This is a genomic window from Agrobacterium sp. LY4 (genome assembly GCF_001526585.1).
In the GTDB taxonomy this organism is placed as follows: Bacteria; Pseudomonadota; Alphaproteobacteria; order Rhizobiales; family Rhizobiaceae; genus Agrobacterium; species Agrobacterium leguminum.
Genome location: NZ_ASYA01000010.1, coordinates 85558 through 106667 on the forward strand (window position 1 = coordinate 85558; position 21110 = coordinate 106667).

The following is a 21110-nucleotide window of genomic DNA, read 5'->3' on the forward strand; positions in this document are numbered from 1 at the left end:
GTTACTTCACGGTGAACGGGATGTCGGGCAGGCTGTCCGGGAAGGCCGGGACTTCGCGCTTCATCCACTTGTCGTAGATCTTGGCGAGCTGGCCGTCGGACTTGATCTTGTCGAGGAAGGCGTTGACGGTCTCGTTCCAGTCCTTTTCACCGGGGCGGGTACCGGCGCCGTTGTAAAGCGTCGTCAGGTCGAATTTCGGCTCATATTTGCCTTCGGCAGCCTTGTTCAGGCGGTCGCCGTAGAACTGGTTGCCGCCGACGACCTCGACCTGGCCGGAGATCAGCGCCTGAATATTGGCGGCGTCATCGTCGAAGCGCAGGATATTGGCCTTGGAACCTGCGCCGGCGGTGATCGCCGTATCCATGGCGCTGGACTTCGGAACGCCGACGGCGATACCGGTCAGATCGTCATAACCGCCGATCTTCTTGTCCTTGGGGCCGTAGACGGAAAGCACGTTGCCGGCATAGGGCTTGGAATATTGAATGGTCTTGGCGCGTTCGGCCGTCATGCCCATGGTTGCGAACAAGAGGTCGACCTTGCCGGTCAGCAAAGCGGGAATGCGGTTGGCCACGGCGAGCGGTACGAACTCAACCTTGACGCCGAGATAATCGGCAAAGGCCTTGCCGATATCCGCATCGAGGCCATCCTGCACACCGCTGGAATTGACGAAGCCCCACGGCGAGTTGTCACCCTGAATGCCGATGACGACCTTGCCCTTGGCCTTGGCCTCTTCCACCGTGCCGGCGAAAGCATCGACCGGTGCGACGAAGGGCAGGGCAACCGTTGCCGCGGCAAGCGCGAGCAGGGCGCGACGAGAGAATTTCATGCTGGTGGTTTTCATCTTTTGCTCCTCCTTACAAAGCTGATGAGGTCTTCATGGATTTAGCGGGTTGCGGTCTGCAGCCGCTTTTCAACGCTGGCGCCCCACAGGGAAAGCGGCCAGCAGATCAGGAAATAGATGACGCCGACGAGGGCGAAGACGGTGAGCGGGCGGAACGTCTGGTTGGAGACGATCTGGCCGGCGCGCGACAGCTCGACGAAGCCGACAATGGCCGCAAGCGAGGTGCCCTTGATAAGCTGCACGAGGAAACCGATGGTGGCCGGCAGCGAAATCTTGAAGGCCTGCGGCAGAACCACGTCCTTCATGCGCGAGATATAATGCAGGCCGAGCGCATTGGCGGCTTCCGTCTGGCCCTTCGGCACCGCCTGGATGCCGCCGCGCCAGATTTCGCCGAGGAAGGCGCTGGCATGCAGCGTAAAAGCGATGGCGACCGCAATCCAGGCATCGACATTGAGGCCCGCAAGCGCCACGCCGTAATAGACCACGAAAAGCTGCATCAGGAGCGGCGTGCCCTGAAAGACGGCGATGTAACCGGTGCTGGCGCGCTGGATTGCCGGGCTGTCCGCGACGCGGGCAAGCGCCACGCAAAGGCCGAAGACGCCGCCGCCGATAAAGCCGATGATGGTCAGCGCAAGCGTCCATTTCAGGCCTTGCAGCAGGAAGAAGAGTTCGTTGGGACCGATGGATGCCATTGTCTTTTCCTCACTTGACCGGATAGCTGAAGGATGCGCGGGAGATGAGCGAGAAAATGCCCATCATCAGCGAGGAAATGACCAGATAAAGCAGCGTGATCGAGAAATAGACCTCGAAGGACCGGAAGGTATCCGCCTCGATCTTCTGCGCCACCGAGGTCAGCTCGTAAGCGGCGATCGAGGTGCAGACCGAGGTGGTCAGCGTCAGCATGATGAACTGGCTGGTGAGCGAGGGATAGACCGCCCGCAGCGCCGGCTTCAGGATGATGTGCCGGAAGATCTGCGCACGGTGAAGGCCGAGCGCAAGCCCCGCCTCCACCTGGCCCTTGGGAATGGAATCGACCCCGCCGCGAATGATTTCAATCGCATAGGCGCCGCCGTTCAGAGCCAGCGCAATGATGGCCGTTACCGTCGGGTTGAGCTTGATGCCGATCTGCGGCAGGGCGAAGAAGATGAAGAATATCTGCACCAGAAACGGCGTGTTGCGGATTGTTTCCACAAAACCGATGACGAGGCCGCGCAGCAGCTTGAACCGCGAGCGGCGGGCGACGACGCCCAGAACGCCGATGACGGTGGCGAGCGACATGCCGGCAATCGCAAGGCCGATCGTCGCCAGACAGGCTAAAAGCAGCTCGGGAAGGCGCTCTATGACCGCCGAAAAATCGAGACTGTAAGACATTCTTCCTCCCAACCCGTTCGGGTCCGGACAGGCGTTTCGCCTTGTCCGCATCGCTTTGGAAACCTTGCGGCGCCAAAGCCCTCCATTTGTCGTTCACTGCCGCTGCAGGCTTCAAAACCCCTGTCGGCGGCAGGCTGTTAATCTTAATGTTTGTACCAGTTAGTTCATTTTTGTGTCAAGCGTCATGTCCGGTTAAAAAGCAGCTTTCATGCTGTTTTTTCATTTTCTGGATTTCTGAATAAAGTCTTTTTTATCAATGACTAATGCGGAAAAGCGCAAGCGCTTTCCACGCGTCGTCATGCTGCTTCCGGCCCGCCGTTCGGCAGTGCCCGAAAACCCTGTCTGCGCACGAAATCGACCGGCCCTGCGGCTGGAGTTTTTTCGCTTTTCTTCGAACCGCGAAAACACTCCACCTCTTTGTTTTGACGCATTTCCGGACGGAAAACCGGGCTCCACTTTTCCTGGAAATGCTCTAGTTTTCGCCTGTGCCCAGCCTGTCTATCTGCTCGGCCAATCGCTCGGCGATCAGCAGCGAGGCGCCCGTTGCTGTCACCATTTGCGGCAGCGACAGCCATTCCAGCATCCAGCCCGCGCCGGATCTTTCCTGTTCGTGCACGAGCGACTGGTGCAGGGCGGATATCTGCACGGCATTGAAGCGTGCGAGCGTCACCAGCGCTTCGGCATTGACCGGGTTCTGTTTGTGCGGCATGGCCGAGGAGCCGCCGCCGCCGGAGAGGCGGATTTCCGCACCGAGCTCGGCCATCAGCGCAATATCCTGCCCGAACTTGCCGAGCGCGCCGGTGATCAGCGAGAGCAGATTGGCGAATTCGGCGATGCCGTCGCGCTGGCTCTGCCATTGCGGCCTGTCGGCAAGGCCGAGCCGTTTTGCGAGATCGGCACGCACCGCTGCGGCATTGTCGCCAAGCTTTTCCAGCGTGCCGGCCGCCCCGCCGAATTGCAGGGCGAAGCCGCTCTGCGTAAAACTTTCGAGCCGCAGCAGGTGGCGTTCCAGCGGCGCAGTCCAGCTCGCCGCCCGGTCGGCGACGGTGATGCCGATGGCGGCCTGCATGCGGGTATAGCCCGTCAGCGGGTTGTGGCCGTCGCGGGAGGCAAGGTCTCCCAGCGTATCGATCAGGCGGCCGAGCCGGGCCGAGATGATTTCCGCCGCAGCCTTCAGCCGCAACATCAGGCTGGTATCGATGACATCCTGGCTGGTGGCGCCGAAATGCACGCTCTCCGCCGCCTGACCGGCGACCGCCGCGCGCATCTGCCGGATGAGTTCGGGAACCACGACGCCGTCCTTCGCGACGCCATGGCGAAGCGCCGTCATATCGGCGGCAAAATCCGAAAGCCGCGAAATGATCGCTTCCGCCGCCTCCTCGGGGATGATGCCGGCCTGCGCTTCCGCCTGCGCCAGCCCCGTCTCGAAACGGACCATGGCGTCGATATCCGCTCTTGCCGAAAACAGCTCGACGATCTCGCTGTCGCCGAAGAGGCCTGACAAAAACGGATGCTCGAAGGGGGAAAGGCTCATCTTCCGTCTCGCTTTCTTTTGCGCATATCGTCGTCGCAAAACCGCTGCACACTTTTGCGCGATATGCGTCAGATATCGAAAAACACGGTTTCGCCTTCGCCCTGAAGGCGGATATCGAAACGATAGACGTTGCCTTCCTCTTTTTTGGCGACAAGCGTGGCGATGCGGCTTTTCTGCTCGATGCGGGCAAGAACCGGGTCGGCGGCATTGGCCTCCTGTTCTTCCGGGAAATACATGCGGGTCTGCAAGCCGATATTGATGCCGCGGGCGACGATCCAGAAGGTGATATGCGGCGCCATCGGCCGGCCATCACGGAACGGCACTTTGCCCGGCTTGATGGTTTCGAAGACGAACTCGCCCGTATCCATGTCGCCGGGCGAACGGCCCCAGCCGATGAAATTCGGATCGGCCTTGCCCCGCGTTTCGCTGGGGCTGTTATAATAACCGTCGGTATCGGCCTGCCAGATTTCGATCAGCGCGTCCTTCAGCGCCATGCCCGCACCGTCATAGACCGTGCCGCGCACGCTGATGCGTTCGCCGCGGGCCTTGTCGCTATAAAGCGGACCGGAACCGAGATCCTTCTCGAACACGCCCTCGATACCGACGAAATTGGGCGTGCAGCCGATATGCACGTAAGGGCCGGCCGTCTGCGAGGCGGTTTCCTTGAGATAGTTGAGCGGCTGAACCATGGTCAGTTGCCCTCCATGCGGTTTTCGAAAAGGGTCGAGCGGCGGCCGCGCAGAACGATATCGAACTTGTAGGCCAGCATGTCCATCGGCAGCGTCGCATTCATGTCCAGCGGCGCGATCAGTCTTCTGATCGCATCCTCATCCGGAATGGTTTTGACGATCGGACATTTCCAGATCAGCGGATCGCCTTCGAAATACATCTGGGTGATGAGCCGCTGGGCGAACCCGTGGCCGAAGACCGAGAAATGGATATGGGCCGGCCGCCAGTCATTGACGCCGTTCGGCCAGGGATAAGCGCCGGGCTGGATGGTCTTGAACCAGTAATAGCCGTTCTCATCCGTGATGGTGCGGCCGACGCCGCCGAAATTCGGATCGATAGCGGCGAGGTAGCTTTCCTTCTTGTGGCGGTAACGGCCGCCGGCATTGGCCTGCCAGAATTCCACCAGCGCGCCATCCACGCCGCGGCCGCGCTCGTCCAGCACCCGGCCGTGCACCAGAATGCGCGGACCGACCGGCATTTCGCCGGGGCGGGCATAGTTGAGGATGAGGTCGTTATCCAGCGGGTTCAGCATTCCATGGCCGAAAACGGGGCCGGTGATCTCGCTTTTTGTGCCCTCAAGCGAAATCAGCGCGCGCTGCGGCGAACGCAGGATCGAGGTCTTGTAGCCGGGCGCATAGGCGAGCGGATGGATGTCGCGGTTGCGTGCGAAGAACGGTCCGGTTTCCGGCGGCTGATTGCTCATTTCGTCTCCTCCTCATCGCCAGAATTATAGGTGCCAGAATTATCAGGGGAACTATCGGCTTTCATGCTGGCCAGGGCAAGCTTGGCGATTTTGAAAGCGTGGTTGGCGGCGGGCACGCCGGCATAGATCGCCACATGCAGCAGCGCCTCGCGAATATCCGCCTCGGTGGCGCCGGTATTGGCGGTGGCGCGCACATGCATGGCCAGCTCTTCGTCCTGCCCGAGTGCTGCAAGCAGGGCGATGGTGACCATCGAGCGCTCGCGCTTCGTCCAGTGGTTGCCCGACCACACCGTGCCCCAGGCGGCTTCGGTGATGAGCTGCTGGAAAGGCTGGTCGAAACCGGACGTCATGGTTTGCGCCCGGTCGACATGGGCGTCGCCGAGCACGGAGCGGCGGGTCTTCATGCCCTGTTCGAATCTTGCGTTCTTGTCGATATGGTCCGCCATCGGTCAATGCTCCGGCAAGGTCTTGAGAAAAATGGAGGCTGCCTGCGCGTAGGCGAGCGGCTGTTCAAGGCAGGGAATGTGGCCGCAGCCGGCGATGGTGACGAGACGGCTTGCGGGAATGAGGTCCGCGAGCGACCGCACCAGTTCCGGTGGGGTGGAGCCATCCTGATCGCCCGCCACGCAAAGCGTCGGCACGGCGATGCGCCCGGCGGCTTCGGTAAAATCCGCATCGCGGATGGCGGCGCAGGTGCCGCTATAGCCGGCTTCCGGCTGTTGCGAGAGCATGTTGCGCGCGCCGGCATAGGCGGCATTGTCAGGCTTACGGAAGGCGGGTGTAAACCAGCGCTCCATCACGGGATCGACCAGCGAGACGAGGCCATCTGCGGCGATCTTGTCGATACGGGCGTTCCACATCTCGGCCGTGCCGATCCTGTGGGCGGTGTTGCTGAGCACCAGCGCGCGCACCAGATCGGGACGGCGGGCATAAAGCCCCTGCGCAATCAGGCCGCCGACCGACAGGCCCCAGATGATCGCGCTCTTCACGCCAAGATGGTCGAGGAGTGCGGTCAGATCGCCGGCATGATCGTCGATGGAATAGGGAGCGTGCCCGACATCCGAGAGCCCGTGGCCGCGCTTGTCGTGCAGCACATAGGCATAATCATCGCCGAGTGCTTCGATCACCGCATCCCAGATGCGGAAATCGGTGCCGAGCGAATTGATGAAGGCGATGACCGGCTTGCCTGTGTCCAATCCCTTGACGCGGTAATGGATCACGGTCTCGCCGCAGCGCAGAAAATGCATGATGTGCTCCTCCTGCCGGGGATATTGCAAGCGGGTTCCGGTTAAGTAAAATGACATTATCGATGAAAATCATAACCTGTGGATTATATGAGCGATGGTCGATCAGCGTATCAAGTTCCGCCACCTGCAAACTTTCGTGGAGGTGGCGCGGCAAAAGAGCGTCATCCGCGCTGCGGAAATCCTGCATGTCAGCCAGCCGGCGGTGACGAAGACGATCCGTGAACTGGAAGATATTCTCGGCGTCTCGCTGTTCGACCGGGAGGGGCGCGGCATCCGCATCAGCCGTTATGGCGAGGTGTTCCTGCGCCATGCCGGCGCGACGATGACGGCGCTCAGGCAGGCGGTCGATTCGGTATCGCAGGAGGCGGCGCGCGCCGGTCCGCCGGTGCGGGTTGGCGCGCTGCCCACGGTGTCTGTTCGCATCATGCCGAAGGCGATGGCCGGTTTTTTGGCCGAGAGAACCGGCAGCCCGGTGAAGATCGTGACGGGCGAAAACGCCGTGCTGCTGGAACAACTGCGTGTCGGCGATCTCGATCTTGTTGTCGGCCGTCTGGCCGCACCGCAGAAAATGGCAGGTTTTTCCTTCGAGCATCTCTATTCGGAAAAGGTGCGCTTCGTGGTGCGCGCCGGGCACCCGCTGTTGTCACCCGGCCTTTCGGTGTTCGATCACCTGCATGAATATCCCGTGCTGATGCCGACACGCCAATCGGTCATCGGCCCTGTCGTCGAGCAGTTTTTGATCGCCAACGGCGTGCCGGCCCTGCCGATCCGCATCGAAACCGTATCCGACGCCTTCGGCCGCGCCTTCCTGCGCACCAGCGATGCGATCTGGATCATCTCGGAAGGCGTGGTGGCGGCGGATGTGGCGGATGGCATCCTCGCGATCCTGCCGGTCGAGACCGGCGATACCAGCGGCCCGGTGGGGCTGACGGTGAGGACCGATATGCAGCCCTCACTGCCGCTTTCGCTGCTGATGCAGGCTATTCGCGAGGCGGCGGGTGAGTTGCTGGATGGTAGGGCGGAGGTTGGTTCTTGAGATGAGGGTGGGGGTCGGAAAAGTCTGAGAACCTCTCCTCCGTCATTCCGGCCTTGAGCCGGAATCCAGCCATGGTGCGTCTGCGCCGTGAAAAGAGTCTCTTGCGATCAATGACTTGATCGCGCTGGACCCCGGATCAGGTCCGGGGTGACGGATGGGGAAACGGTAGAGATAAAAGCCGCGTGTCTGGGGCAGCCCCTAATAGGGAAGCCCCACATAATTCTCCGCAAGCGCGGTGGAAGCGGCGCGCGATTGCACGAGGTAGTCCAGCTCCGCCTCCTGAATGCGCTGGCCGAAATCTCCCGTGTCAGGGAAGCGGTGCATCATCGTCGTCATCCACCACGAGAAACGCACGGCCTTCCAGACGCGGGAAAGCGCCTTCTGCGAATAGCCGTCGATGCCGGCCTCGGAACGGTCGCGATAAAATTCGATCAGCGCCTCGCTCAGATAATGCACATCGCTGGCGGCGAGGTTGAGGCCCTTGGCGCCCGTCGGCGGCACGATATGGGCGGCGTCTCCGGCCAGAAACAGCCTTCCGAACCGCATCGGTTCACAGACGAAGGACCGGAGCGGCGCGATGGATTTTTCAAAGGACGGGCCGGTTACCATCACATCCGCATGGTTTTCCGGCAGGCGACGGCGGATTTCGTCCCAGAAACGCTCGTCGCTCCAGTCCTCCGGCCGGTCCTCCAGCGAACACTGAATGTAATAACGGCTGCGGGTGTGCGAGCGCATGGAACAGAGCGCAAAACCGCGCGGGTGGTTGGCATAGATGAGTTCATGGTTGACGGGCGGCACATCGGCCAGAATGCCGAGCCAGCCGAAAGGATAGACCTTCTCGAATTCCTTGATGGCGCCTTGCGGCACCGATTTTCGGCTCACCCCGTGGAAGCCGTCGCAGCCGGCGATGAAATCGCAATCGATCCGGTGGGTTACGCCGTCTTTCTGATAGGTGACATAGGGGCTTGCGCCATCGAAATCATGCGGTTCGACATTGCCGGCGTCGTAGATGGTCACAAGGTTTGCCGCTTCGCGGACATCCATCAGGTCATGGGTCACCTCGGTCTGGCCATAGACCATCACATGGCTGCCGCCGGTCAGGTCGAAGAGATCGATACGGTGGTCGCGGCCGTCGAAGGTCAGCGAAAATCCGTCATGCGGCAGGCCTTCCCGGTGCAGGCGCTTGTCCGCACCGACCTTTTCCATGAGCTGCACCGTGCCTTCTTCCAGCACGCCGGCGCGGACACGGCCGAGAATGTAATCCTTGCTGACCCGGTCGAGAATGACGGTCTCGACGCCTTCTCTGGCCAGAAGCTGGCCAAGCAGAAGCCCCGAGGGGCCGGAGCCGATGATGACGACCTGGGTGCGCATTGTTTCCTCCCGAACTTGTCTCCTATCAAGAAATTGACCAAGGGATGCGGCAAGCTCAATGGACTTTCTGATCGGCAAATTGCACAATCCGACCATTGTGCGGAGGAGCGAAGGAACATGCGGCTTGCTGCGAGTGAGGGTTTGTATGGCGAAGAAGCGGTGCAAGGCACTGATTTCCGCTTTCATTGCGAGACGCTTTTTTCCAGAAGCAGCCTTCACCGCTTTGAAATCGGCCTGCATCGTCACGCTGCCTTTCAGCAAATCTTGTACATTTGGGGCGGCGAGGGCGATGCGCTGCTGGATGGTCGCATCGAGGCGATCCGCCCGCCGGTCGCCATTGTCGTGCCGCCGGGTTTCGAACATGGCTTCCGGTTTTCGCGCGATATTGGCGGGGTGATCGTTACCGTGCTGCCGGGCGCCCTGCCGGCATCGGTGCAGGCGCTGTTGCTGCGGAATTTCCACCGGCCTGTCCTGTTGCCGTTGCGGGATTTTGCCGATGGCGAACGCCTGCGCAGCGGGTTCGAACAGATTTCCGCAGAATATGAAACACGCGAGACAGGCCGGGATGCCATCATCGAAGGTCAGTTGGCCATCGTGACGGCGCTTCTGGCGCGGGCGGCGCGGCCGCTCCTGGAAGGAACCGGCGAAGGTCTGGCGGAACAGCGTTTCGAATTTTTGCTGTCACTGATTGCACGCCATATTCGCGAGCCGCAAAAGGCGGAGTTTTACGCGAAAAAGCTCGGTCTTTCCGAGACGCACCTCAACCGTCTGGTCCGTTCCGTTTCCGGCCTCAGCCTGCAGCGGCTGATCGCTAAGCGTCAGATCGAGATCGCCCAGCAGGAGCTGATCTTTACCGTTTCCAGCGTGCAGATGATTGCGGAGGGGCTGGGTTTTGCCGATCCGGCCTATTTCAACCGGTTCTTCAAGCGCGAGACCGGCATGACCCCGCGCGCCTGGCGGCTGGCGGAGCAGCGGAAAATGGGGGATTCCGGCGCGCGGCAGGTGCCCCTTCAGACCAGCATTCTTGCCAGTTCCCGCTGAACGGCAAGAAGGGCGGGCAGGTATCGCGCCACGAGGTCCTCCATCGAGGCGACCGAGGCGGCAAGCCCGACATTAAGGGCGGCCACTGTCTGGCCGCGCATGGTTTTCAGCGGCACTGCGATGGAGCGAAGGCCGATCTCTACCTCCTGATCGATCAGCGCATAACCGCGATGGCCGGTCGCCTCGATTTCGGCGAGCAGGGCGTCCATCCTGGTGATCGTCTTTTCCGTGCGCGCCACCAGCCGGGAGGCTTCGAGAATGTCGCGCTGCCGCTCGGCCGTCTGCGCCGAAAGAAGAACCCGGCCCATGGAGGTGCAATAGGCGGGCAGGCGCGAACCCGGCATCAGCGCAATCGACATGACCCGCTGCTGCGCAGCGCGGGCGACATAAACGATCTCGGTCTCATCCAGAATGGAAACGGAGGTGCTCTGGCCGATCTCTTCGGAAAGGCGGTCGAGCAGCGGCTGCACGATGCGCGGCAGCGGCATGGTGGCCAGACAGCCGGTGCCGAGGCGCAGCACCTTCGGCGTCACGGTAAAGAACTTGCCGTCATAAGCGGCATAACCGAGTTCCGAAAGCGTCAGCAGACAGCGCCGCGTCGTGGCGCGGTCCAGCCCGGCAATCTCGGCTGCATCGGAAATCGACAGGCGCGGCCGTTCGGCGCTGAAGGCCTCGATCACCCGCAATCCCTTGGCGAGACCGCCCATCATGTCTCTTTCGCTGACGGCCATGTCGAAGCTCCATTTGTGCGATATACGAACAAAAATTATATAACGCACAAAACCCTTGCCGTCGAGCCGGTTTCGGATTTACCTCACGGTCAGGCAGCCTTGCGGGTTCCATCCGTCCGGCTGGATGGAGGTTTTAATGGACAAGACAATCAAGAGCGCTAGAGAGGCGCTTTCCGGCATCGGTGACGGTGCGACGATCATGATCGGCGGTTTCGGCGGCTCCGGCGCGCCCATCGAGCTGATCCACGCACTGATCGACAAGGGCCCGAAGAACCTGACGGTCATCAACAACAATGCCGGCAACGGCCGCATCGGCATTGCCGCGATGATCGACGCTGGCATGGTCAGGAAGATGATCTGCTCCTTCCCGCGCTCTTCCGATCCGCGCGCTTTCACCGACCGGTATCTGGCCGGCGAAATCGAGCTTGAACTGGTGCCGCAGGGCACGCTTGCCGAGCGCATCCGCGCCGGCGGTGCCGGCATTCCGGCCTTCTACACCCCCACCGGCTTCGGCACGGAACTGGCCGAAGGCAAGGTCATCGCGGAATTCGACGGGCGGTCTTACGTGCAGGAACGCTGGCTGAAGGCGGATTTCGCCATCGTCAAGGCGGAGCTTGGCGACACCTATGGCAACCTCACCTACAACAAGGCAGGCCGCAATTTTAACCCGCTGATGTGCATGGCCGCGAAGACCACCATCGCGCAGGTCTCGAAGATCGTCGAAGCCGGCGAGATCGATCCGGAGCATGTCGTCACGCCAGGCATTTTCGTGAACGGCGTCGTGGAAATCCCCGATCCGCAACAGGAAGAAGTCCTCATTCGCGCGGGAGTAGCCTACGCATGACCACGACCATCGACACCCGCGAAGACATCAAGCTTTCCAACGCCCAGATCGCATGGCGCGCGGCGCAGGACATCGAGGATGGTGCTTACGTCAATCTCGGCATCGGATTTCCCGAAATGGTGGCGCGCTACCAGCCGCCCGGGCGTCAGGCGATCTTCCACACCGAAAACGGCATCCTGAATTTCGGCGAAGCGCCGCCGGAAGGCGAAGAGGACTGGAACCTCATCAATGCCGGCAAGAAGGCCGTCACATTGAAGCCGGGTGCGGCCTTCTTCCACCATGCCGACAGCTTCGCCATGGTGCGCGGCGGGCATCTGGATGTGGCGATCCTCGGGGCCTATCAGGTGGCGCAGAATGGCGATCTCGCCAATTGGCGTGTCGGCTCCAAGGGCGTGCCGGCCGTCGGCGGCGCCATGGATCTGGTGCATGGCGCCAAGCAGGTCTTCGTCATCACCGAACATGTGACCAAGAATGGCGAGCCGAAGCTCGTTGAAAAATGCGCCTTTCCGCTGACCGGCGTTGGCTGCGTCACCCGCATTTATACCAGCCATGCTGTCATCGACGTGGTGGATGGCCGTTTCGTGCTACGTGAAAAACTGCCGGCGATGACCTTCGATGAATTGCAGGCCATGACCGGAGCGCCTTTGGCGGTCGATGGCGAGGTCGCAGATCTCGTCGCCCCGGAACTTTGAGGAAAAACCGATGACCGACGCATTCATCTGCGACTATATCCGCACGCCCATCGGCCGCTTCGGCGGCGCGCTTTCTTCGGTGCGGGCCGACGATCTCGGCGCGGTGCCGCTGAAGGCGCTTGTCGAGCGCAACCCGTCCGTCGACTGGGAAGCGGTCGAAGATGTGATCTTCGGTTGCGCCAATCAGGCGGGCGAGGATAACCGCAACGTCGCACGCATGTCGCTGCTGCTCGCCGGCCTGCCGGTTTCGGTGACCGGAACGACGATCAACCGGCTGTGCGGTTCGGGCATGGATGCCCTCATCGCAGCCGCCCGCGCCGTGAAATCGGGCGAAGCGGAATTGATGATCGCCGGCGGCGTGGAAAGCATGAGCCGCGCGCCCTTCGTTCTGCCGAAGGCGGAGAGCGCCTTTTCGCGCAATGCCGAAATCTACGACACCACCATCGGCTGGCGTTTCGTCAACCCGCTGATGAAGGCGCAATATGGCGTCGATTCCATGCCGGAGACCGGCGATAACGTCGCCATTGACTATCAGGTCTCCCGTGAGGATCAGGACGCCTTCGCCGTTCGCAGCCAGCAGAGGCGGCCGATGCACAGGCCAATGGTCGCCTCGACAGGGAAATCGTGTCCGTGACCATCCCGCAGCGCAAGGGCGATCCGCTGGTGGTCTCGAAGGATGAACACCCGCGCGCGACGAGCCTTGAAGCGCTGGCGAAGCTGAAGCCTGTCAACAGGCGCGATGGCGCGACGGTGACGGCGGGCAATGCGTCAGGCGTCAATGACGGCGCGGCCGCACTCATCGTTGCATCGGCGAAGGCTGCGAAAAAATACGGGCTGACGCCGATTGCCCGCATTCTCGGCGGTGCCGCCGCCGGCGTGCCGCCGCGCGTCATGGGCATCGGCCCGGCCCCGGCCTCCGCGAAGCTGCTGGCCCGGCTCGGGCTGAAGCAGGAGCAGCTCGACGTAATCGAGCTGAACGAGGCTTTCGCCAGCCAGGGCCTTGCGACGCTGAGGCAGCTCGGCATTGCGGATGACGATGCGCGGGTGAATGCCAATGGCGGCGCCATTGCGCTCGGCCATCCGCTCGGCATGTCCGGTGCGCGCATTGCCGGCACGGCGGCGCTCGAACTTTCGCTGACCGGCAAACGTCTTGCGCTCGCCACCATGTGCATCGGCGTCGGGCAGGGTATTGCCGTGGCGCTGGAACGGGTCTGACGGGATAGCGGCTTCAGCATCGTGATAACGGTGCTAATGCCGCCGTAAAACGGTACGAATGCCCGCTGCCGCAGCTTCCTTACGTGTGACAGTTGCCATTCAGGTTACTCGGCAGGTGATTTTTTCGCTCTGACACATCCCAGCCCCCCTCATTCCTGTGCTTGTCACAGGAATCCAGCCGACGCGCGTCTGCGCGGCGGAAGGACTCCTTTCAGCCCAAGGACTTGGGCTGGCTGGATCTCTGTGACAAGCACAGAGATGAGGGGAGGAGGCGTGCTGGGCCAAGCAAGCCGGCCCTGCGATGCGGGCCCCGGTCGATTATTCCCTGATAAAGTACTCCACGCTCTTATCCCTCTGCACATGTTGGATTCCATCACGATCCGTGACATGTTTTGCGAGATATGACAGGAATCTTTCCGTCTACGGGGTGCCCGCATGAAACGTCCGACCATTACAGATGTTGCGACAGCCGCCGGCGTCAGCGTCGCCACCGTCGACCGGGTGCTGAACGGTCGCCTGCCGGTGCGGGAGGAAACCGCGCGGCGGGTGTTCGAGGCGGCGGAGAAGATCGGTTTTCACGCCACCAACATCATTCGCCAGCGCATGCTGGCCGATCTGCCGTCCTATAGTCTCGGCATCATCCTGCGCAAGGAACGGCACGCCTTCTACCAGACCTTTGCCGACGAGCTGGAGCTTGCGGCGCGCAACGTCCGGGATCGTCATCTCAATCTGCGCATCGAATTTGCCCAGTCGGGCGAGCCGAGCGAGCTTGCGACCCTTCTGACGGGCATGAAGGGCCGCGTGCAGGCCGTGGCGGCCACCGGGCCGGACCATCACGATGTCACCGCCGCCGTCGAGGCCCTGAAGGCGAAGGGCATTCCGACATTTTCGCTGCTTTCGGATTTCGCGCAGGGGGTGCGGGAAGCTTATCTCGGTGCCAACAACATGAAAGTCGGGCGCACGGCGGCCTGGATGATCTCGCGGCTGGCGCGCAGCAGGGGTAAGGTGCTTTTGCTGCTCGGCGGCCACCGTTTTCACGGTCATTCGCTGCGCGAAACCGGCTTTCGCAGCTATATGCGGGAATATGCGCCGGAATTCGAGGTGATGGACGCGCTGATCACGCTGGAAACCCGGCGGCTGACCTATGAGCTGGTGATGGATACCATCGCCAAGCACAAGGACCTGGTCGGCATCTATTGCATCGGCGGCGGCATGGAAGGCGTCATCGAGGCCCTGCAGCAGGAAAACCGGCAGGAGGCCATCGTCTGTCTTGTGAATGAACTGACGCCCGAATCCCGTCAGGCGCTGCTGGAAAAGCGTATCAGCGGCATATTCCAGACGCCGCTCCGTGAATTATGCACGGACCTCATCGCCACCATGGTTCACAGCATCGAACATGGCATGGCGGAAACGCCGGGACAGCGGTTTGTACCCGCCCATCTGTGGGTTCCTGAAAGCCTTTGATGGTTTGATAGATTCTATCATAAATTCCGCGTCTCTTTCTATCAGCCTTGATGGTTTCGGTTGCCGCTGACCCGTTGACGCCGGGCCGGGACTGGGAAATCTTGCCTGCGTGTGGAGCGGGCAGGAGGCTGATCCACGATAATAACGATGTTTCAGATTGCTTCAGGCCGCGGACTTGTCTTCGCGGCGACGGGTATTTTTGCCGGAAAACGGTGGCGGCGCGATGGGCGCTGGACCGTGCAACCGGTTCTTTTCAAGGGTTTTGGAGGAGAACGACATGAAAAGACATTTTGCGATTGCAGCGCTCGCCACCATGCTGGCGACGACCGCCTCGGCGGAAACCATCGGCGTTTCGATGGCCCTGTTCGACGATAATTTCCTGACCGTGCTGCGCAACGGCATGATCGATTATTCCAAGGGCATGAGCGGCGTTTCGCTGCAGATCGAGGATGCGCAGAACGATGTCGGCAAGCAGTTGAGCCAAGTGCAGAACTTCGTCGCCGCCGGCGTCGACGCCATCATCGTCAACCCGGTGGATACGGATGCGACCGTGGCGCTTTCGCAGGCTGCCGCTGCCGCCGGCATTCCGCTCGTTTATGTCAACCGCCAGCCGGTCAACCTCGACAGCCTGCCGGAAAAACAGGCTTTCGTTGCCTCCGATGAAAAGCAGTCCGGCACCCTGCAGACGCAGGAAGTCTGCCGCCTGCTGAAGGCCGCCGGCAAGGCGGAAGCGAAGGCGGTGGTGATGATGGGCGAGCTTTCCAACCAGGCGGCCCGCATGCGCACGCAGGATATCAAGGATGTGGTGGCGACGCCCGATTGCAGCTTCATCAAGCTTGTCGAGGAACAATCCGCCAACTGGTCGCGCACGCAAGGCTCGGACCTGATGACCAACTGGCTTTCGGCCGGGGTGCAGTTCGATGCGGTGATTTCCAACAATGACGAAATGGCCATCGGCGCGATACAGTCGCTGAAGGCGGCCGGCCGGTCGATGGATGACGTCATCGTCGCCGGCATCGACGCCACGCAGGACGCGCTTGCCGCCATGGCGGCGGGTGAGTTGGATGTGAGCGTTTTCCAGAATGCCGCCGGTCAGGGCAAGGGCGCGGTTGATACGGCCCTGAAACTGGCAAAGGGGGACGCGGTGGACAAGAAGGTTTTCGTACCCTTCGAACTGGTCACACCTGCAAACCTCAAGGACTATCAGGCCAAGAACTGAGACTGTTCGGGCCCGACAAGACGTGACAGACCGAAGACGCTGAAGGCGGGGGGAGGATATTCCGGCTTCAGCGATATCAGTGCGATTGAACCAGCGGAGGTTTTCCGCGGGAGGAAAGACTTTGAAAAACCTGTTGATGGCGACTGCGCTCTGCATTTTCGCAACGCCTGCCCTTGCCGAGACCCGTGTTGCGGTCTCCATGACATCGTTCGACAATCCGTTCCTTACGATTTTGCTGAACGGTATCAGGGCTGAGGCCGGGCGTGAGAAGAACATCGAGCTTCTGGTGGAGGACGCCCAGCTCGATCCTTCGAAACAGCTCAATCAGGTGCAGAATTTCATCGCCAACGGTGTCGATGCGATCATCGTCAACGCGGTCGATGGCGATGCCACCTCGGCGATCACCAAAGCCGCGTCCGCCGCAAAAATCCCGCTCGTTTATGTCAATCACCCGCCGGCAGAACTCGAAACCGGCCTGCCTGACGGCACGGCCTTCGTCGGTTCCAACGAGCTCGATTCCGGCACCATGGAGGCGGAAGCCGCCTGCAAGCTGATGGGCGGCAAGGGCAAGGCCGTGGTGCTGATGGGACCTCTGGAAAACCATGCGGCGCTGGTGCGCACCAAGGATGTGGAAACGGTGTTTGCCCGGCCGGACTGCAAGATCGAAATCCTCGAAAAGCAGACGGCGAACTGGAGCCGCACGCAGGCGCAGGATCTCGTTTCCTCCTGGCTGACGGCGGGCATCCAGTTCGATGCCGTCATCGCCAACAATGATGAAATGGCGATCGGCGCCGCGCAGGCGCTGAAGGCGGCGGGCGTTTCCATGAAAGATGTCGTCATCGCCGGTATCGACGCCACGCCGGACGGCCTTGCCGCCATGCAGGCCGGCGACGTCGATATCACCGTTTACCAGAATGCGACGAAGCAGGGCGAGGTCTCGGTTCAAACGGCGGTGAAGGCCGCTGCCGGGCAAAGCACTGAGAAGACGCTTTGGGTGCCCTTCGAACTCGTCACCCCGGAAAACATGACCGCCTACGCCAAATAAGCGGGGGCTTCGGCCCCGGCCCATCTATCACTCCACTGGAAACAGCCATGAAACATACGCTCGACCCCCACATGTTCCGGCACCTTTCGCTGGCCGAGACCTGCCGCAAGGTTGCCGATCTCGGCTATGATTACGTCGAACTTTCACCCCGTCCGGATTTCCTCTCCTGGTGGACCCGGCCGAAGGTCTATCCCGAACGCGTCGCCGAATTCAAAAAGGCGCTGAAGGACCATGGTGTCGGCCTTGCGACGCTGCAGCCCATGTATCGCTGGGCAAGTCCCTATCCGGACGAATGGGAGGTCGCGATCGACAACTGGAAACGCGCCATCGAGATTGCCGTTGAGATGGAATGCCCGATGTTCGTTTCGGAATTCGGCCGCGGCGGTTCGCCGGATCGCAGCCTTAACGACCGTTCCGGCCTGCATCGCCCGGAAACCTGCGAAGCGCAGTTCTTCCGCGCAATGGATATTCTCGTGCCGATCCTTGAACGGGAAGGTCTGGTGCTGTCGCTGGAGGCCCATCCAGAAGACTGGATCGAGGAGATCGCGCCTGCCATCGACATCATCAAGACCATCAATTCCAAGGCGGTAAAGGCCTCCTTCATCGCGCCGCACACGTTCTTTTACGGGCCGGACATGGTGGCTAACCTGCGTGCGACCGAGGGCCATCTGGTGCATGTGCGCCTTGCCGATACCTATGATCACAACAAGTCGTCGCAGCTGCGCTACATCGTTAATCCCCCCGGTTCCAAGGTCAGGGTGCACCAGCACACCGATTTCGGCCAGGGCGAGATCGACTGGGAGACCTTCTTTGCGACGCTCGCCGACATGAAATTCGACGGCGTGCTCTCGAACTGCGTGTTTGCCTGGGAAGATCGTGTCGATGAAAGCGCGCGGTTCATGCTCAGCGAAACCCGGCGATACGTCGCCAAATACTGGAAATGAGGTTTTTCAAATGACTGTCAGAATTGGTGTCGTCGGCACCGGCGCAATCGGGCGTGATCATGCCCGCCGTATCAACAAGGTTCTGGGCGGCGCGAAGATCGTTGCGCTGAGCGACGTCAACCGCGCCTCGGCCGAGGCGGTCAAAAACGACATCGCCCCGGATGCCGTCGTTTTCGCCACCGGTGAAGAGCTGATCGCATCGCCGGATGTGGATGCCGTGCTCGTCACCTCATGGGGCGCAACCCATGAGCAATATGTGCTGGCGGCAATCGCCGCCGGCAAGCCGTGTTTCTGCGAAAAGCCGCTCGCAACAACGGCGGAAGGCGCAAGACGCATCGTCGACGCCGAGGTGGCGCATGGCAGGCGGCTGGTTCAGGTGGGCTTCATGCGCCGATATGACGCCGGTTACGTGGCGCTGAAACAGGCCGTCGATAGCAGGATCGGCGCGCCGATCATGGTGCACGCCGCCCACCGCAACCCGGCGGTTCCGGAGCAATATGTCACCCCGATGGCGATCCATGACACGATGATCCATGAGATCGACGTGCTGCGCTGGCTGCTCGACGATGACTATGTTTCGGCGCGGGTTCTCTTTCCCCGTTCGGCGGCCAGAAGCCATGCGCGGCTGAAGGACCCGCAGATCGTCATTCTGGAGACGGCGAAGGGCACGATCATCGACGTCGAAATCTTCGTCAATTGCCATTATGGCTACGATATCCAGTGCCAGGTGGTGGGCGAGGACGGCATTGCCAGCCTGCCGGAGCCGATGTCGGTGCAGACCCGCCTTGGCGCCAAGCTGCAGAACGATATCCTGACCGACTGGAAAGACCGGTTCATCGCCAGCTACGATGTGGAATTGCAGGACTTCATCCATGCGGCGGCGAAGGGCACGGCATCGGGACCCAACTCCTGGGACGGCTACGTGGCCGCCATCACCTCCGACGCCTGCGTGGCCGCGCAGGAAACGGACGGGGCAGCAGTTGAAATCAAGCTTCCCACCCGTCCCGCCCTTTATCAGTGAGGTCTTTCATGCGTTTTGCCATCAACCACATTACCGCGCCGAAGCTTTCCCTTGAGGCGTTCTTTGCGACGGCCCGCGAACTCGGCCTTACCGAAGTCGAAATCCGCAACGACCTGCCTGATATCGTCGGCACGGTGGATCCGGCCGAGGTAAAGGCGGCGGCCGAAAAGGCCGGTGTGACGATTATCTCGATCAATGCGCTTTATCCCTTCAACGTCTGGTCGGGCGACCTGCCTGCGCGGGCCGTCGCCATGGCCGATTATGCGGCGGCCAGCGGCGCGAAAGCACTGGTGATGTGCCCGCTCAACGACGGTACGCCGGTGTCCTTTGACGATCTTGTCACGGCGCTGAAGGCCATGAAGCCGATCCTTAAGGAACGAGGCCTGATCGGTTTCGTCGAGCCGCTCGGTTTCCCGATCTCTTCGCTGCGCACCAAGGCCGAGGCGATCAGGGCCATCGATGCGGCCGGTGGCGGCGATGTCTACAGGCTGGTGCACGACACCTTCCACCATCATCTCGCAGGCGAGACGGAGTTCTTCCCGGAGCGAACGGGGCTGGTTCACATTTCCGGCGTGATCGATCCTGCGGTCTCCGTAGCCGACATGCTCGACGCTCACCGCGTTCTGGTGGATGGCGGCGACCGGCTGGAAAATATCGCCCAGATCAGGACGCTTGAGGTGGCCGGTTACAAGGGACCTTACAGCTTCGAACCCTTCGCGACGGAAGTGCACGAGCTGAAGGATCCGGCCGCTGCCGTAAAGAGCAGTATCGACCATATCTCCCAGGCGCTCTGACCGCCTTGCCGCCCGCGGTTCGCTGCGGGCGGCGTTTCTTGCGGGGGATTAAAAACCCAGAGAAATCAATTCCGCATTTACGGATGATGCTGTAGTCTTCGAGCGACGAGAGAGCAGCAAACAGGCACGGGTATTCTTCAGATCGACTGCGTGAGGCAGGCTTTCTGCCCGCACCGTCCGAAGTAGAGTGGTTGAATTTCCCCTTTATGAAAATAGACAGGAAAACGACGCTTAAGGACGTGGCGCGGGAAGCGAATGTTTCGCTGAGCACGGCTTCGCACGCCATCAATGGCACCGCACCCTTGACCACGCAGGTGCGCGAGCGGGTGCTGGAGGCGGCACGCGCACTCGGTTATCTCGAAAACCGGCGACAGAAGGCGACGATCGCCACTTTGCGTGTCGTGCTTCTGGCCATGACCAATGATGCCGCACCGCAGAGCGATCTCAACATGGTCAGCTGGACCATGCTGAACGGCTTCCGGCGCGAATGCGAGCGGCGCGGCATTCGCATTGTTCCCTATGTCAGCACAACGAGCCGGCTTGACCCGGTTGCGGTGGCGGCGGCGGCGGATGCCGACAATGTCGATGGTATCGTGATCCTGAACGATGACAGGCCGCAACTGGTCGAGGCGCTGTCTGCGCTTTCGCGGCCGGTGGTGCTGATCAATGGCGAGGACCCGGCCATGATCGTCGATACGGTGACGGCCGAGAACCGTTTTGGCGCGCGGCTCGGTATCGAACATCTGCTGTCGCTCGGGCATCGCAATATTCTGCACATCACCTGGAAAGGGCGCACGACGATCCGCCGCCGATATGACGGTTATAGCGACGCGTATCTCGCGGCGGGTCTCTCTATTCCCGCCGATATGGTCATCGAGGTGGAGAGCTATGAGCCGGAATGGGGTGAGGCCGCCACCCGCCGCCTGCTGGCCGAGGAAAAACCGCTCAGAAACGCCACGGCGATTTTCTGCGCCGCCGATAATCTGGCGCTCGGTTGCCTGAAGGCCCTGACAGAAGCCGGAATCCGGGTGCCCGACGATGTTTCGGTATTGGGGTTTGACGATATCATGCCGGCGGCCTTCAGTGCCCCGCCGCTCAGCACCATCCAGTTGCCCGCCGACAGGCTGGGCGGCGCGGCGCTCGCGCTGCTGGAGCAGCGGCTTGTGGCGGCCGATCCCACCCGCCCGGCGCACCGGCTGGAACTCGGTTGTCGCCTTGTGCTGAGGGGCAGCATCGCGCCGCCCCCGAAGTAGGATCATAGGTCGTCT

21 protein-coding genes and 1 pseudogene are annotated in these 21110 nt (G+C 61.4%); 12 read left to right on the forward strand and 10 right to left on the reverse strand.

The annotated features are described in order from the left end of the window. Position 1: 1 nt before the first annotated feature. The 8 genes from L904_RS10015 to pcaD all read right to left on the reverse strand — a co-directional run bounded on the left by L904_RS10015 (position 2) and on the right by pcaD (position 6425). A complete protein-coding gene (locus L904_RS10015) occupies positions 2-841 on the reverse strand; it encodes a transporter substrate-binding domain-containing protein (RefSeq protein ID WP_020810443.1) in 840 nt (279 codons plus the stop codon). 41 nt (positions 842-882) lie between these two features. Continuing rightward, on the reverse strand, positions 883-1533 hold the full coding sequence (locus L904_RS10020; RefSeq protein ID WP_035262651.1) for an amino acid ABC transporter permease: 651 nt from the start codon (positions 1531-1533) through the stop codon (positions 883-885). A 10-nt stretch (positions 1534-1543) separates the two neighbouring features. Beyond that, on the reverse strand, positions 1544-2212 hold the full coding sequence (locus L904_RS10025) for an amino acid ABC transporter permease (RefSeq protein ID WP_020811502.1): 669 nt from the start codon (positions 2210-2212) through the stop codon (positions 1544-1546). 472 nt (positions 2213-2684) lie between these two features. Further along, positions 2685-3746, reverse strand: coding sequence for a 3-carboxy-cis,cis-muconate cycloisomerase (locus tag L904_RS10030; protein WP_020811504.1), 1062 nt, complete (start codon positions 3744-3746; stop codon positions 2685-2687). A gap of 68 nt (positions 3747-3814) precedes the next feature. Beyond that, on the reverse strand, positions 3815-4435 hold the full coding sequence (gene pcaG / locus L904_RS10035) for a protocatechuate 3,4-dioxygenase subunit alpha (RefSeq protein WP_020811505.1): 621 nt from the start codon (positions 4433-4435) through the stop codon (positions 3815-3817). 2 nt (positions 4436-4437) lie between these two features. Beyond that, positions 4438-5178, reverse strand: coding sequence for a protocatechuate 3,4-dioxygenase subunit beta (gene pcaH, locus L904_RS10040; RefSeq protein ID WP_003505508.1), 741 nt, complete (start codon positions 5176-5178; stop codon positions 4438-4440). Then, positions 5175-5624: a 4-carboxymuconolactone decarboxylase gene (gene pcaC / locus L904_RS10045; RefSeq protein ID WP_020811506.1), complete on the reverse strand. Its 450-nt coding sequence runs from the start codon at positions 5622-5624 to the stop codon at positions 5175-5177. Before pcaC ends, pcaH begins: the two co-directional genes overlap by 4 nt. A gap of 3 nt (positions 5625-5627) precedes the next feature. Then, positions 5628-6425, reverse strand: a complete 798-nt coding sequence (gene pcaD / locus L904_RS10050) for a 3-oxoadipate enol-lactonase (RefSeq protein ID WP_035262648.1) — start codon at positions 6423-6425, stop codon at positions 5628-5630. A 94-nt stretch (positions 6426-6519) separates the two neighbouring features. Here pcaD and pcaQ point away from each other — a divergent pair, with 94 nt between their 5' ends. Further along, a complete protein-coding gene (gene pcaQ / locus L904_RS10055) occupies positions 6520-7461 on the forward strand; it encodes a pca operon transcription factor PcaQ (RefSeq protein ID WP_035262646.1) in 942 nt (313 codons plus the stop codon). Positions 7462-7659: 198 nt separating this feature from the next. Here pcaQ and pobA read toward each other — a convergent pair whose 3' ends face one another. Further along, positions 7660-8832, reverse strand: a complete 1173-nt coding sequence (gene pobA, locus L904_RS10060) for a 4-hydroxybenzoate 3-monooxygenase (RefSeq protein ID WP_020808858.1) — start codon at positions 8830-8832, stop codon at positions 7660-7662. 117 nt (positions 8833-8949) lie between these two features. On the opposite strand from pobA, the gene L904_RS10065 reads away from it, so the two are divergent. Continuing rightward, positions 8950-9873 carry a helix-turn-helix domain-containing protein gene (locus tag L904_RS10065; RefSeq protein ID WP_020808857.1) on the forward strand — a complete coding sequence of 308 codons (924 nt, stop codon included), beginning with the start codon at positions 8950-8952 and terminating at the stop codon, positions 9871-9873. Here L904_RS10065 and L904_RS10070 read toward each other — a convergent pair. Next, positions 9843-10604 (reverse strand): IclR family transcriptional regulator, encoded by a 762-nt coding sequence (locus tag L904_RS10070; RefSeq protein ID WP_020808856.1) that lies wholly within the window; start codon positions 10602-10604, stop codon positions 9843-9845. The genes L904_RS10065 and L904_RS10070 overlap by 31 nt on opposite strands. A gap of 136 nt (positions 10605-10740) precedes the next feature. Here L904_RS10070 and L904_RS10075 point away from each other — a divergent pair, with 136 nt between their 5' ends. The 10 genes and pseudogenes from L904_RS10075 to L904_RS10120 all read left to right on the forward strand — a co-directional run bounded on the left by L904_RS10075 (position 10741) and on the right by L904_RS10120 (position 21095). Further along, complete coding sequence (locus L904_RS10075) at positions 10741-11448, forward strand: 3-oxoacid CoA-transferase subunit A (RefSeq protein WP_020808855.1); 708 nt, start codon at positions 10741-10743, stop codon at positions 11446-11448. Beyond that, positions 11445-12140 carry a CoA transferase subunit B gene (locus tag L904_RS10080; protein WP_020808854.1) on the forward strand — a complete coding sequence of 232 codons (696 nt, stop codon included), beginning with the start codon at positions 11445-11447 and terminating at the stop codon, positions 12138-12140. The genes L904_RS10075 and L904_RS10080 overlap by 4 nt, the downstream gene beginning before the upstream one ends. A gap of 10 nt (positions 12141-12150) precedes the next feature. Further along, positions 12151-13355 (forward strand): annotated as a pseudogene (gene pcaF, locus L904_RS10085) (3-oxoadipyl-CoA thiolase). Between the two features lie 435 nt (positions 13356-13790). Continuing rightward, positions 13791-14819: a LacI family DNA-binding transcriptional regulator gene (locus L904_RS10090; RefSeq protein ID WP_020808852.1), complete on the forward strand. Its 1029-nt coding sequence runs from the start codon at positions 13791-13793 to the stop codon at positions 14817-14819. 277 nt (positions 14820-15096) lie between these two features. Continuing rightward, positions 15097-16038 (forward strand): sugar ABC transporter substrate-binding protein, encoded by a 942-nt coding sequence (locus L904_RS10095; protein WP_020808850.1) that lies wholly within the window; start codon positions 15097-15099, stop codon positions 16036-16038. A gap of 136 nt (positions 16039-16174) precedes the next feature. Further along, positions 16175-17083: a sugar ABC transporter substrate-binding protein gene (locus tag L904_RS10100; protein ID WP_020808849.1), complete on the forward strand. Its 909-nt coding sequence runs from the start codon at positions 16175-16177 to the stop codon at positions 17081-17083. A gap of 47 nt (positions 17084-17130) precedes the next feature. Further along, positions 17131-18027 (forward strand): sugar phosphate isomerase/epimerase family protein, encoded by an 897-nt coding sequence (locus tag L904_RS10105; protein WP_020808848.1) that lies wholly within the window; start codon positions 17131-17133, stop codon positions 18025-18027. Positions 18028-18037: 10 nt separating this feature from the next. Next, positions 18038-19048 (forward strand): Gfo/Idh/MocA family protein, encoded by a 1011-nt coding sequence (locus L904_RS10110; RefSeq protein WP_020808847.1) that lies wholly within the window; start codon positions 18038-18040, stop codon positions 19046-19048. Between the two features lie 8 nt (positions 19049-19056). Next, the gene (locus L904_RS10115; protein ID WP_020808846.1) at positions 19057-19842 is read left to right on the forward strand and encodes a TIM barrel protein; all 786 of its coding nucleotides are present in this window, start codon (positions 19057-19059) and stop codon (positions 19840-19842) included. 206 nt (positions 19843-20048) lie between these two features. Further along, the gene (locus tag L904_RS10120) at positions 20049-21095 is read left to right on the forward strand and encodes a LacI family DNA-binding transcriptional regulator (RefSeq protein ID WP_020808845.1); all 1047 of its coding nucleotides are present in this window, start codon (positions 20049-20051) and stop codon (positions 21093-21095) included. Positions 21096-21110 lie beyond the last annotated feature (15 nt).

Coding starts and splice junctions, on each gene's coding strand:
- L904_RS10105 (WP_020808848.1), top strand. CDS start 17,131: ATGAAACATACGCTCGACCCCCACATGTTCCGGCACCTTTCGCTGGCC.
- pobA (WP_020808858.1), bottom strand. CDS start 8,832: ATGCGCACCCAGGTCGTCATCATCGGCTCCGGCCCCTCGGGGCTTCTG.
- L904_RS10030 (WP_020811504.1), bottom strand. CDS start 3,746: ATGAGCCTTTCCCCCTTCGAGCATCCGTTTTTGTCAGGCCTCTTCGGC.
- L904_RS10090 (WP_020808852.1), top strand. CDS start 13,791: ATGAAACGTCCGACCATTACAGATGTTGCGACAGCCGCCGGCGTCAGC.
- L904_RS10080 (WP_020808854.1), top strand. CDS start 11,445: ATGACCACGACCATCGACACCCGCGAAGACATCAAGCTTTCCAACGCC.
- L904_RS10070 (WP_020808856.1), bottom strand. CDS start 10,604: ATGGCCGTCAGCGAAAGAGACATGATGGGCGGTCTCGCCAAGGGATTG.
- L904_RS10075 (WP_020808855.1), top strand. CDS start 10,741: ATGGACAAGACAATCAAGAGCGCTAGAGAGGCGCTTTCCGGCATCGGT.
- L904_RS10110 (WP_020808847.1), top strand. CDS start 18,038: ATGACTGTCAGAATTGGTGTCGTCGGCACCGGCGCAATCGGGCGTGAT.
- L904_RS10115 (WP_020808846.1), top strand. CDS start 19,057: ATGCGTTTTGCCATCAACCACATTACCGCGCCGAAGCTTTCCCTTGAG.
- L904_RS10020 (WP_035262651.1), bottom strand. CDS start 1,533: ATGGCATCCATCGGTCCCAACGAACTCTTCTTCCTGCTGCAAGGCCTG.
- L904_RS10015 (WP_020810443.1), bottom strand. CDS start 841: ATGAAAACCACCAGCATGAAATTCTCTCGTCGCGCCCTGCTCGCGCTT.
- L904_RS10025 (WP_020811502.1), bottom strand. CDS start 2,212: ATGTCTTACAGTCTCGATTTTTCGGCGGTCATAGAGCGCCTTCCCGAG.
- pcaD (WP_035262648.1), bottom strand. CDS start 6,425: ATGCATTTTCTGCGCTGCGGCGAGACCGTGATCCATTACCGCGTCAAG.
- pcaG (WP_020811505.1), bottom strand. CDS start 4,435: ATGGTTCAGCCGCTCAACTATCTCAAGGAAACCGCCTCGCAGACGGCC.
- L904_RS10065 (WP_020808857.1), top strand. CDS start 8,950: ATGCGGCTTGCTGCGAGTGAGGGTTTGTATGGCGAAGAAGCGGTGCAA.
- pcaQ (WP_035262646.1), top strand. CDS start 6,520: ATGGTCGATCAGCGTATCAAGTTCCGCCACCTGCAAACTTTCGTGGAG.
- pcaC (WP_020811506.1), bottom strand. CDS start 5,624: ATGGCGGACCATATCGACAAGAACGCAAGATTCGAACAGGGCATGAAG.
- L904_RS10120 (WP_020808845.1), top strand. CDS start 20,049: ATGAAAATAGACAGGAAAACGACGCTTAAGGACGTGGCGCGGGAAGCG.
- pcaH (WP_003505508.1), bottom strand. CDS start 5,178: ATGAGCAATCAGCCGCCGGAAACCGGACCGTTCTTCGCACGCAACCGC.
- L904_RS10100 (WP_020808849.1), top strand. CDS start 16,175: ATGGCGACTGCGCTCTGCATTTTCGCAACGCCTGCCCTTGCCGAGACC.
- L904_RS10095 (WP_020808850.1), top strand. CDS start 15,097: ATGAAAAGACATTTTGCGATTGCAGCGCTCGCCACCATGCTGGCGACG.